The 11,862-nt window shown below is 66.5% G+C and carries 6 protein-coding genes and 1 tRNA gene; 4 read left to right on the top strand and 3 right to left on the bottom strand.

Annotated elements, in window-relative coordinates:
- Positions 1-51: 51 nt before the first annotated feature.
- Both DLM85_RS20780 and DLM85_RS20775 read right to left on the bottom strand, forming a co-directional pair.
- Positions 52-5,739 carry a T9SS type B sorting domain-containing protein gene (locus tag DLM85_RS20780; protein WP_111480106.1) on the bottom strand — a complete coding sequence of 1,896 codons (5,688 nt, stop codon included), beginning with the start codon at positions 5,737-5,739 and terminating at the stop codon, positions 52-54.
- Between the two features lie 78 nt (positions 5,740-5,817).
- Positions 5,818-8,049, bottom strand: a complete 2,232-nt coding sequence (locus DLM85_RS20775) for a GEVED domain-containing protein (protein WP_111480105.1) — start codon at positions 8,047-8,049, stop codon at positions 5,818-5,820.
- A gap of 209 nt (positions 8,050-8,258) precedes the next feature.
- Between DLM85_RS20775 and DLM85_RS20770 the strand changes: the two genes are divergently transcribed.
- Complete coding sequence (locus DLM85_RS20770) at positions 8,259-9,068, top strand: SDR family oxidoreductase (RefSeq protein WP_207891073.1); 810 nt, start codon at positions 8,259-8,261, stop codon at positions 9,066-9,068.
- 7 nt (positions 9,069-9,075) lie between these two features.
- Here the strand turns inward: DLM85_RS20770 and DLM85_RS20765 are convergent, their stop codons facing one another.
- On the bottom strand, positions 9,076-9,753 hold the full coding sequence (locus DLM85_RS20765; RefSeq protein WP_133257178.1) for a hypothetical protein: 678 nt from the start codon (positions 9,751-9,753) through the stop codon (positions 9,076-9,078).
- 114 nt (positions 9,754-9,867) lie between these two features.
- Between DLM85_RS20765 and DLM85_RS20760 the strand changes: the two genes are divergently transcribed.
- From DLM85_RS20760 to DLM85_RS20750, 3 genes are all read left to right on the top strand, one after another.
- A tRNA-Lys gene (locus DLM85_RS20760) sits at positions 9,868-9,940 on the top strand.
- 253 nt (positions 9,941-10,193) lie between these two features.
- On the top strand, positions 10,194-10,985 hold the full coding sequence (locus DLM85_RS20755) for a hypothetical protein (protein WP_111480102.1): 792 nt from the start codon (positions 10,194-10,196) through the stop codon (positions 10,983-10,985).
- Between the two features lie 97 nt (positions 10,986-11,082).
- On the top strand, positions 11,083-11,379 hold the full coding sequence (locus DLM85_RS20750) for a helix-turn-helix domain-containing protein (protein ID WP_111480101.1): 297 nt from the start codon (positions 11,083-11,085) through the stop codon (positions 11,377-11,379).
- Positions 11,380-11,862 lie beyond the last annotated feature (483 nt).

The raw sequence follows: 11,862 nt of genomic DNA, 5'->3' as shown, positions 1-11,862 counted from the left end.
CGGCCGCCCGGATCTGCTCCGAACGGCCGTTTTCAGCGAATCGTACCCGGCTTACCGGATGATTTCAAACCACCCCTTCGTCACCTTGCCGGAGGCTTCGGTGAACATGAAGTAGTACGTGCCGGCGGGCTGGGTGTCGCCGGTCCAGGTGTTCTGGTAGTTGCGCGTCTGGTACACCTGCTTGCCCCAGCGGTTGTAAATGGCCAGCGTATTGCCCGGGTACAGCGCCACGTTCTTGATGGTGAGCTGGTCGTTCAGGTTGTCGCCGTTGGGCGTCATCACGTTGTAGAAATCCAGCTCGTTGGTGAAGGCGCGGCCGGCCTCGTTGGAGAACGAAACCTGCGAAGCGCCCACGGCTTTCACGCGGTAGTGCTGGTCGAAGCCGGCGGCGCTGGTGGCAAAGCTCACGGTGTAGTCCGGGGCCGTGGTGGGCGTCACGGTCTGCACCAGCTCGGCCGGGCCGCCATCGGCCTGGCGGTACACCTCGTAGCGCTGCACCGCGAAGCCCTGGTAGGCGTTCCAGCGCAGGCTCACCGCATCCTGGGCGCGGCCCGAGCCGGTCTGGGTGCCCGTCACTTCCAGGCGCATGGTAGTGTGGTTCGAGCTGTTGAGCACCGTGCCGCAGCTGTTGAGCAGCTCCAGGCGGTACTCGTAGGCGGTGGCATCGGCGTCGGCGCTGGTGTCGTCGTAGCTGCTGGCCGCGTTGGCCACCGTGGCCACCTGGCTAAAGGCAGTGGTGCTGCCCGCGTTGCGGCGCAGGATGCGCACCTGGCCCGCGTTGTTGCTGCGGTCGGCCACGCTGAGCGTCAGCGTGATTTTGCGGTCCGTGGTCTGGTCCACCGACGCCGCGTTCAGGGCCACCGTCGCGTTGTCGAGCGGCAGGATGATGGTGGTGGCCGGGCCGGCGCAGCCAAACTGCGAGGTTTCCGTCACCGCCACGCTGCGGGTGGGGGCGGTGCCGGAGAAGGTCACCTGCACCGAGCCGGTGCCCTGGCCGCTGGCGACGGTACCGCCCACCACCGTCCACTGATAGGTGCTGGTGCTGCTGGCGCTGCCGATGCTGTACGTCACGCCGGTCAGGCCCTCGGGGCACACCGAGCGCGGGCCCGTAACGGTGGGCGCCACCGGCAGCGGATCAACGGTGAAGGTGCGCGTGGCCGCGGGGCTGGCGCAGCCGCCGCTGCTGGTGGCCACTACCGACAGCGTGTACGGGCCGGGAGCCAGCGTCGGGAAGGTGACGCTGTTGGTCACCACGCCGGGCACAACCGTGCCGTTCAGGGTCCACTGGTAAGTTGGGGAGGCAATCGAAGGCACGGTGAACGTGGCCGCGGTGCCCGTGCAGACGCGGGCCGGACCGTTGACGGTCAGGGCGGCCGGCGAGGGCAGCACCGTCACGAACAGCGTATCGGAGGTGCCGAGGCAGCGGCCGCCGGCCGGGTTGCTCGATTCCGTCACCACAATCTTGCCGATGCCGGTGCGCGTCCAGTTCACCACCACCGCGGCGCCGCTGGTGCTAACCTGCGTGCCGCCGATGATCTGCCAGCCGTACACCGAACCGGCAGTCAGCTGCGTCTGGTAGGTGTAGGGGCCGTCGGCCTGGCACACGCGCAACGGGCCGGTGGGCTTCTGCGTGAGCAGAATCGAGTTGATGCGCACCGGGAAGGCCACCGTGTCGGACGAGCAGCCGGTGGCGGCGTTCAGCTGGAAAGCGCGCACGTTGGCGGTGCTGCTGGCCGCGCCCCAGTTCACGGTGATGTTCGGCGTGCCCTGCCCGCTGGCAATGGTGCCGCCGCTCACAATCCACTGGTAGGCCGTGTTGCGCGGGTTGCGGATGCTGTAGGCCACGCCCTGCACCGTGGGGCACACCGAAGCCGTGCCCTGAATGCTGTCGTTGGCCGGGCGCGGGTTCACTGTCACCACCACCGTATCGGTCAGCGCGCAGCCCTGCGGCGTGGTAGCCCGCAGCACGTAGCGCAGCGTCTGGGCCGCGCCGTTGAGCGGGGTGCTGAAGGTGGGCTGGGCCGCCGTAGCGCTGCTCAGGTTGGTAGCCGGCGTCCACAGGTACTGGTAGCCGGTGCGGGCCGGCGTGCCCAGGCGCGTCGACTTGCCCGCGCAGATGGCCACGTCCGGGCCGGCCTGCACGTCCACGGCCGGGTTGAGCGTCACCACCACCTGCGCGGTAGCCGGGCAGTTCTGGGGCGAGGTGGCCGTCAGGGTATAGGTAATGGTCAGCGGGGCCGAGCCCGGGGCCAGCGTCTGGTTGAATACCGGGTTGGCCACGGTGGCGCTGCTCAGCCCGGTGGCCGGGCTCCACTGGTAGCGGTAGCCCGGCAGGCCCGGGGCGCCCAGCGTGATGGACTCCCCCGAGCACACGCTGCGGGGCGAGGCGCCGGGCGTCACCACCACCGTCGGGTTCACCGTCACCAGCACCGTGTCGCGGTCCGAGCAGCCGAAGCTGTTGCGCACCGTCAGGATGTATTGCTGGGTGAGCAAGGCGGTGGTGCTGGCGTTGGTCAGCGACACGGTGGGCTGGGCCGCGGTGGCGCTGCTCAGGCCCGTTGCCGGGCTCCACTGGTAGGTCAGCCCCGCCTCGGCCGGAGCACCGATCTGCGTGGTAAGGCCCGTGCAGATGGTTTGGTCGGTGCCGGCCACGGCCTCCGCGGCCGGGTTGAGCGTCACCACTACCTGCGCGGTGGCCGAGCAGCGCTCGGGCGTGGTGGCCGTGAGGGTGTAGGTAATGACCTGCGGCCCGGCCCCCGGCGCCAGCGTCTGGGTGAAGGTAGGATTGGCCACAGTGGCGCTGCTCAGGCCCGTCGCCGGGCTCCACTGGTAGGTGTAGCCGGCTTGCGGGGCGGCGCCCAGCTGCGGGGGCGTGTCACCCGAGCACACCGTCACGTTGCTCCCGGCGTTGACGTTGACGGCCGGGTTGACCGTCAGCGTAAACACCGCCGTGTTGGTGCAGCCGCCCACGGCGGCCGGGTTGGTGGCCGTCAGGGTGTAGGTGCGCACGATGGAGGCGTTGGTCGAGTTGGTAACGGTGGCCGTCGGGGTGGGGGAGGCCGGGTTATCCAGGTCGCCGATAGTGGCCGAGGTCCAGGCGTAGGTGACGCCCGGGGCGGCCGTCGTGCCGGTCAGCGCCGCGGCCTGGCCCGAGCACACCGTGAGCGGGGTGTTCGGGGCCACCTGCGGGCGCGGGTTCACCGTCACCGTTACGGTGGCCGTGCCGGCGCAGCTGGTGCTGGCCGAGGTCGTGGTCAGCGTGTAGGTCTGGGTGATGGGGGCCGCGGTGGTGTTGGTCAGCGTGACGGTGGGCTGGGCCGCGGTGGCGCTGCTCAGGCCCGTCGCCGGGCTCCACTGGTAAGTCAGCCCCGTCACCGCCGCCGCGCCCAGCTGGGCCGAAGCGCCCGAGCAGATGGCCACGTTGGTGCCCGGCTGGGCTACGATGAGCGGATTCACCGTCACTACCACTTGGCTGGTCGCCTGGCAGCCGAGGAGCGTGGTGGTCGTCACGGTGTAGGTCTGGGTGATGGGGGCCGCGGTGGTGTTGGTCAGCGTGACGGTGGGCTGGGCCACGGTGGCGCTGCTCAGGCCCGTCGCCGGGCTCCACTGGTAAGTCAGCCCCGCCACCGCTGCCGTCCCCAGCTGCGCCGATTCGCCGGAGCAGAAGGTTGGGGCCGTGCCCGCGTTGGCCGTCGCGCCGGGGTTCACCGTCACCGTCACGGCCGCCGTACTGGTGCAGCCGGTGCTGGTGGTGGTAACCGTGAGCGTGTAGGTCTGGGTGATGGGGGCCGCGGTAGCGTTGGTCAGCGTCAGCGTCGGGTTGGCCACGGTGGCGCTGCTCAGGCCGGTGGCCGGGCTCCACTGGTAGGTCTGCCCGGCTACGGCCGCCGCGCCCAGCGTAATGGATTCGCCCGAGCACACCGTCGGGGTGGCCGTAGCGCCCACGTTGGCCTGCGGCAGCGGATTCACCGTCACCGTGATGGTGCGCGTGGTGGTGCACACACCGTCGCCCGAGCTGACGGAGTAAGTGGTGGTCTGCGTTGGCGAGACGGTGATGCTGCTGCCGCTGGTGGGCGTGCCGGTGCCGCCGGTCCAGGTGTAGGTCGTGCCGTTGGTCGCCGTCAGCGTCACCGATTGCCCCGCGCAGATGCTGGGAACGGAAGCCGTCACGGCCAGCGTGCTGGCCGGGCGGATGTTGATGGTGCGGCTCAGCGAGTCGCTCTGGCAGCCGAAGGCCGAGATGTTGCGCACCGTCACGCGGCCCTGGCCGGTGCCGTTCCAGCGCACCTGAATGGCCGGGCCGGTGGCCGAGCCCTGAATCGTGCCGCCCTGCACGCGCCAGGTGTAGCCGCCGGCCGGGGTGGGGCCGGCGGCGGTGTAGGTGCGCACCTGCGAGGCGTCGCACACCACGCTGTCGCCGCTCAGGGCCGTGGGCGCCGCCGTGCGCGTTACCTGAATCTGGAATACGTCGGCAATGGTCTTGGAATTACAGTTCACCTGGTCCGTGGCCGTAATCACCACGTCGTAGGGGTTGGCGCGCGCGTCGCCGCAGCGGGGAGTGAAGCGGAATGCCGCGCTGGCGTTGCCGCCCGCACCCACCACCGAGGCGCTGCCGGTGAGGGCGCCCGGGAGCACCGTGCCGGCCTGCCCGCCAAAGGTCGCGTTGTAGCCCCCGGTGCCGTCGAGCAGCACGCTGTTGGCTTTCAGGGTGACGGTGTTACCGTCGGCGTCGGTGGTGCCCAGGGTGAAGTTCAGGGTCTGGCCTTCCTCCACCGTAAAGAGGTGCTGGGCCACCGAGCTGGCCGTAAACTGCGGCGAGTTGTTGGGCGGGCAGGTTCGCACCACCAGCTGCACTTCGCGGCGGGTGGCGCCCACCTGCACCTGCTGCCCGTTGATGGTCCGGAACTCCTTGACTTCCACCGATACCACGTAGTTGCCCAGCTGGGTCACGGCGTAGGTGGCCAGGCCGGTGCTGGCGTTCAGGCTGGCGAAGTTGCCCGGGCTCGTGCCGAACGGGGTTGTCGGGCCGTAGCCCCCCGCGTACTGCACCGCAATGGGCGGGGGCGTAAACTGGTTGTTATTGACCAGCCGGTCGTAGGGCGTGACCAGCGAGTACACGAGCCGGTCCCCGTCGGGGTCCACGGCGTTGTTCAGAAACAGGCTGGTGTCGCCCTGGCAGATAACCACCACGGCCGTGTCCGAAAACGTGGGCGAGGTGTTGGGCAGCAGCGGCGGGGCCATTTCCATGTAGATGGTCTGCTGCTGCGAGTCCGAGGGATTGGCCAGGTTGGTGATGCCCCGGTTGCGGGTGCCGTCGGTGTAGGTGGCGTAGTAGCCGTCAAACGAAACGGGCAAATCCACCGTCGCTTCGTAGCGACACAGGCGCACCGGCACCGGCGTGCCGGCCGACGTGCAGCCCGGCGGCACGATGAGCGGATTGCTCAGCCGGTTCATGTTCAGCGAGCGGATCAGTATCCCGTTCTGCGACTTGTTGTAGAAGTTGACGGTAATCTGCGGGCGGCCGTCGGGCACGCTGGAGGGCGTCGAGCCCCCGAGCGCGGCGTTGACGTAGATCAGCACCGTCACCCGGTAGCGAAACGGGGTGGTCCCGGTGCCCAGGGCCCCGAGGTAGGTGTAGGTCATTTCGCCGCCGAGCAAGTGGGAGGCCTGCGCCTGCGGCGCCGCCAGGCCCAGCAGCAGCAGCAGAAGCAGCCCGTAGCGGAGGAAAAGTTTAGTCATATAAGTAGGGGGGAGAAAAGACCGGAAAGCCCGGCCGAAACCAAGGTTTCGGCCGGGAGAAAAATCCGCGGGGCGGGGTTAGTTGCGCACGATGCGGCGGGACGCCTGCTCGCCATTGGCCCCGCGCAGACGCAGCACGTACACGCCCTGCGGAAGCTGGCTCAGGCTCAGGGCCGCATCGGTGGCGGCGCCCAGGCGCACCGGCTGGCGCAGCACCACGGCCCCGAGCAGGTTCTCGACGGTGGCCTCGTAGGTGCCCGCAGCCGTCGCACCCAGGTGCAGCTGCAGGTGGCCGTCGGCGGTGGGGTTCGGGTACACTTCCAGGCCCGGCAGCTCCCGGGCGCCGGCCGTGGCCAGCGCGGGCGAGATGTTGACGGAGTAGTCCTCCGTTTCGGAATTCACCTGGTTCTGCAGGCAGGGCTGCGGGGCGTTGGAATTCAGCCGGATCAGCACCCGCATGCGAGTAAAGCCGGCGGCCGCAGCCGCGGTGGGCACGCTGAGCAGGCCCGACATGGTGGTGGTGCCCGTCACGTTAAACACCTGCTCCCCGGCGTCGGTAAACGAGCCGTTGCGGTTGTAGTCAATCCAGACCGTGGTGGTGCGCTGAAAGTTGTTGGCCGTAGCCACGTTCATCGTGTAGGTGGTGCCCTGGCGCAGCTGCGCCACGCGGGTGGTGTAGTTGCCGTAGCCGCCGGCATCCGCCGAGGACGTGCTGACGAAGGGCGTGGCGAGCGAGCCGCCGCTGATCTGCACCGAGGTAATCCACGAGTTGAGGTTGGTGCCGGAGGAAGCGCAGTACGTCAGGCAGGGCACCGATACGGCGATGTACGCGCGCTTGGTCATGGTCTGGCTGCCGAAGGCGTTGGTGGCCGTCAGGGCCACGTCGTACACGCCCGAGGCGGCGTAGGTGTGCACGGGGTTCTGCTGCGTCGAGGTGCCGCCGTCGCCGAACGTCCACGCCCAGCTGGTGGCGTTGGAGCTTTGGTCCGTGAACTGCACCGGGTTGGTGCAGGTGCTGGAGTAGTTGGAGGTGAAATCGGCCGCCGGCGGCTGGGTGTTGGGCAGCACCGTCACGGTGTAGTCTTCGGCCTGGCCCTGCTGCACGCCGGCGCAGGCCGTAAAGCTCGAGCCCACGTAGTCGGACACGATGCGCAGGCGCAGGGGCGTGTTCGTCACCGCCGTGTTCGGAATCGTCACAAAGCCCGTCACCGGCGAGGCCTGGTCGAGCGACTGCAGCAGCTGCTCGGTGCCGGCAAACTGCCCGTCGTTGTTCATGTCCAGCCACACGCGCGTGTCCTGCCGGTTGCTGCTGGTGATGATGGTAATCGGGTAGCGGGTCGCCGCCGTCAGCGACACCCGACCGGCGCAGGTGAAGTCCTGGTAGCCGGCCGTACCGCTGGCCGAGGTGTTGCTGAGCGTACTCAGCGTCACGGCCGTGATGCCGTAGTTGCAGCAGTAGTTGAGCGTGGCCGGGGTACAGCTGGCCGCCACCGGCACCTGGCTGTTGTAGGTGATGTAGCCGGTGCGGGTGCTGGTGTTCGAGCCAGTCGTGTTCGTGGCCGTCAGCGTCACGGTGTAGGTGCCGGCCGTGGTGTAGCATTTGCGCGGGCTCTGCTGGGTGCTGGTCGTGCCGTCGCCGAAGTCCCACAGCCAGCTGGTCGGGCCGTTGGTGCTCTGGTCGGTGAACTGCACGCAGCCCGAGCAGGTCAGGGTCTGATCAGCCACGAAGGCCGCCACCGGCGCCGCCGTGGCCGCCTGCAGCGTCACGCGGTAGTCCTCGGTCTGCGAGTACTGCGGCGTCGAGCAGGGGGTAGGCACGGTCGCGTTTACGTAGTCGGCGGCCACGCGCATGCGCAGGGCCACGCCGGTGGTGGCCCCGGCGCTGATGCGCACCGTGCCCGTCTGCGTGCCGCGGCCCGACGAGCTGAACACCAGCTCGCCGCCGCTGCTCTGGGCCGTGTTGTTGAACTGACCGTCGTTGTTGAGGTCAATCCACACGCGCACGTTCTCGTCGGCCGCGGCGTTGGTGCGCACCTGCACGGGGTAGTTCTGCCCGATGTTGAGCGTGGTGCCCACCGTGCAGGAGTAGTCGCGGTAGCCGTCGGCCACGCCCAGGGTGGTGCTGTTGATGGTGCCCAGCGTCACGTTGAAAACACCCATGGCAAAGGGGTACGACGAGGAGGGCGCCGAGCCCGGCGTGCAGGTGCTGGTGGTGGCCGGGCACTGGGCCGCCGCCGATGCGGCTGATAACCAGCCGGCCAATACAATAAACAACGGCGCCAGGCGCCCAAATCGTAGATGCTGCGTCATAAAGTAGACGGTAGGGAGGGAATTCACCGCCTTAAATGTAGCGAGTAAATCCAAGGCTTTACTCCCTTCAATCCAACTTTTAAGCGCCTAAATCGACAGTTCCGGCAGTTTTGTCGACCAAAGGCGGCCGGGCCCCGGGCCTGCCAAAAAAGCCCGTAGTTTTGCCCGCTGGTCCTGGCCGCAGCCACGGCCTAACTTCGCTTTTGCACATGCACGAAAAAGTAGTTCTGATTACGGGCGGCACCTCCGGCATCGGGCAGGCCTGCGCCCTGGCGTTTGGCCGGGCCGGGGCCCGCGTCGCCTTCACCGGCCGCGACGCGGCCCGCCTGGAGCAAACGCTCGCTCTGCTAACCGCCCAGGGCATCGAGGCCCGCGCCATCCGCGCCGACGTGGGCGAGGAAGCCGACTGCCAGCGCGCCGTGGCCGAAACCGTGCAGGCCTTCGGCCGCCTCGACGTGCTGATCAACAACGCCGGCATTTCCATGCGCGCCGTTTTCGCCGATGCCTCGCTCGACGTTATCCGCCGGCTGATGCAAACCAACTTCTTCGGCACCGTCTACACCACTAAGTACGCCCTGCCGCACCTGCTCAGCGGCGGCGGTAGCGTGGTGGGCATTTCCAGCATTGCCGGTTACCGCGGGCTGCCGGGCCGCACCGGCTATTCGGCCTCCAAGTTTGCCATGAACGGCTTCCTGGAGTCCCTGCGCACGGAGTTGGCCCCCCAGGGCGTGCACGTACTCACGGCCTGCCCCGGCTTCACCGCCTCCAATATCCGCAACACCGCCCTGGCCGCCGACGGCTCGCAGCAAGGCGAGTCGCCCCGCGACGAGGCCAGCATGATGAGCAGCGAGGAAGTGGCCCAGCACATTCTGCGGGCCGTGCAGCAGCGCAGCCCCACGCTGGTGCTTACCAGCAAGGGCAAGCTGACGGTGTTTCTGAACAAGTGGTTGCCCGCCGGCATTATGGACCGGCTGGTGCTCAACGAGTTTCGTAAGGAAAAAGACTCGCCGGTGCGCTAGCCGGGCGTTACTGCACCAGCAGCAGGTCGTGCTGCCGGATGTAGGCAGTACGGCCGCGCCACAGCACCTTGTACCAGATGTCCTGCTGCCCGCGTACCAGCAGCCGGTCGCCGGCCGCGGCCGTGGTCAGCCAGGCCGCGCCGGCGCTGGGCGCACTCATCAGCGCCGCCCGGGGCCGGCATACCAGGCCCACGGTGCTGGTATCGAAGATGTTCAGGAACGCGGCCACAAACAGCAGGTAAAAGCCGTAGGTGAGCCACCACCCGCGCGCCAGCCCGCGCCGCCGCACCAACAGCAGCGTACCGACGGCCACGCCGATGGCCAGCAGGCCCTGCAGCACCGTGGGGTAGTAGCGCCGCAGCGACAGGCCCAACTGCTGCCGCCAGTTGTCGGGGTAACCCGTCAGGCGGTGCGCCGCGGCCAATTCCGCGGTCTTGCGCCACACCACCGGGCTGGGGTAATACTGCTGGTACAGGTTCAGGTAATAGAGCGCGGCCGGGTACTGGTCGTGGCTTTCCTGCACCGCGGCCATGCGCAGCAACTGCTGCCGGCTTACCAGGCGGCGGTGCAGCAGTTGGCGGTATTGCTGGTAAGCCTCCAGCGGCCGGCCGCCGGCAAACAGCGAGTCAGCGGTGGATGGGAGCGAGGGAGCAGCCTGAAGAATAGCGCATTGCGCCCAAAGCACGATAAGCAGCCCGTATGCCGCAATTTTTTTTGCCGGAAAATTTGGCATTAGATGAGTAGCCCGCTACTTTTGTGCCACAATCGACGACAGCAGGTCGCCGACCACAAAGAAAACGATTCTGTAGCTCAGCTGGTAGAGCAGTACACTTTTAATGTACGGGTCCTGGGTTCGAATCCCAGCGGAATCACTAAAAACCCTGTCTGCAAACTGCAGACAGGGTTTTTTATTTACTGGGTATGTAAGTGGGTATGGAAACTCAGGCATCCCAGCTTGATTTAGGTGGCTGTTTAGCAGGATTGGTCAAGTAAGAGCAAGCGGTCAGGTTGGCACATGTCAGCCGTTAGCAAATAGCGTCTAGTTGAGCTTTATGGCCCCAGAATGCTTTGGTGATTGGGGTGGCTAGGGCGTAGCTTTCGATTTGTAACTGCCATTCCGCACATATGTCTGCTTCTGACCCTTCTGTTTCCGCCGCTGTTCAAACGGCACGTCACCGCGAGTGGGACGAACATGCGCCCAAGCTCGCGCAACAGGCCCTGCAGCAGTTGGTAGCGCCCGTGCGGGACCTAGCCACCGATTGGCACCGATTGGAAGTCTTACGGATCCTGCATGCGGACACAACCGAGCGTTGCCGACGGCTTCCTCTATTTGCTGACTTCGACGCCGTTGATCCCTTGGCGGTGCGCGAGGCGGCCGTTCGGCTCAGCAGCGACGCGCAATTCCATGCGTTTTTGCTGCTGGAGGTATGGCACCGGGTGCTGCGCGACCTGCGCCGCCTGCAATTGGATTTGCTGGGCTACCCCGAGCCGCCCGGCGTGCACGAGGGCGTGGCGGCTACCCAGCGCCGGTTGCAGCGGCAACAACGGCGGCGCCGGCTGGTGACAGCGCTGCCCAAGCCGCGGCGGACCGATCCGGCGTTCGAAGAGTTGTTCCGGCCCGAGGTAAAGGGAGCAGATATCGTGGAGGCGCTGCAGGCGCGGGACGTGCTGAATGCCGCCGGACAGTGGGCAGGGATCAGCGGCCGCAAACGAGAACTGGTCGCGCTGGTTATGGCCTTATCGGAAGGCGGGTACTTGGCCACTACCAACCGCACTGCGTTAGCGCGGGCCTTCAGTGCCCGGTTCGGGTGTTCACTTTCCCGGTCGTTGGCCGCACGCTGGGATTTGGTCCCCAACGATCTAGTCGAACAGTTTAGGCGGTGGTTTCCCCCACGCGGCCGGGCGACAAAGGCATAGGAGCACCTTGGGAGGAGTGCACAATAGTGCACTTGTGCATGGTGTGCACTCTTTGCGAAAAGGGAAGTAGTTGTTTTGGGCATTCATCTAACAACCCATGAACCACTACCTATTTCAACTCAGTTTGCCGGAGGCCGAACAATTCCTCACCGATTGCTTTGCGCGGGCACTGGCCCGTGTGCTTGCTTCCTCCGAAGGGCGCCCACCCGTCGATAAACCCGGAGCCCTGCTGCAAATGAAGGACGTGTGCGCCTTGCTCTCCATTTCCCGCCCGACGTGCTACGAGTGGATGCGCGCGGGGCGCTTGCCCTTCTACCGCAAAGGACGCCGCCTGTACTTCAAGCACAACGAGGTGCTGGCTTCATTAGAGAAACCCAAAGCCCGTTTTGCATGAGCGCATGGCCACACAGACGAGACGCCCAGCACTATTTGGCCGGGCAAGTATTGCCATCAGCGATGAAGCGCAAAAGCCGAATGGCGCTTGAATTGAACATGAGCCGCGACCGGTTCCGCCTCTTGCTGCGTAAGCTGGAGTTGATCGTAGCGGGCTTTTACACTGGCAGCAGCAAATCCCTTACACCTGCACAGCAAGTTGTGGTACGGCAGTATGTACGTGAGCAGCTCAGTGGTGCTGATTTACACCCGAACCCTTGGTGAGTTTGAAAACCAAGTAGGAGCGGTGTATTGGTGTGTAGCCGGCTTTATCTAAGAAAGCTGGACAAAGTAGCTTGTGTATTCAATGACGTTGTATGGGGCGGTCTAGCCGAAACGGACAGAGTGCTAAGGTAGGTGATTGGCGAGGTCGGTTTCGAACTGGTGGGGCGAGCGGTAGCCGAGAGCGGAGTGACGGCGGTCGAGGTTGAAGTAGGTGTCGAGG

The sequence above is a fragment of the Hymenobacter edaphi genome (genome assembly GCF_003258365.1).
Classification (GTDB): domain Bacteria; phylum Bacteroidota; class Bacteroidia; order Cytophagales; family Hymenobacteraceae; genus Solirubrum; species Solirubrum edaphi.
Note: the sequence above shows the minus strand (reverse complement) of the source record. Positions and strands in the feature narration are given on the sequence as shown.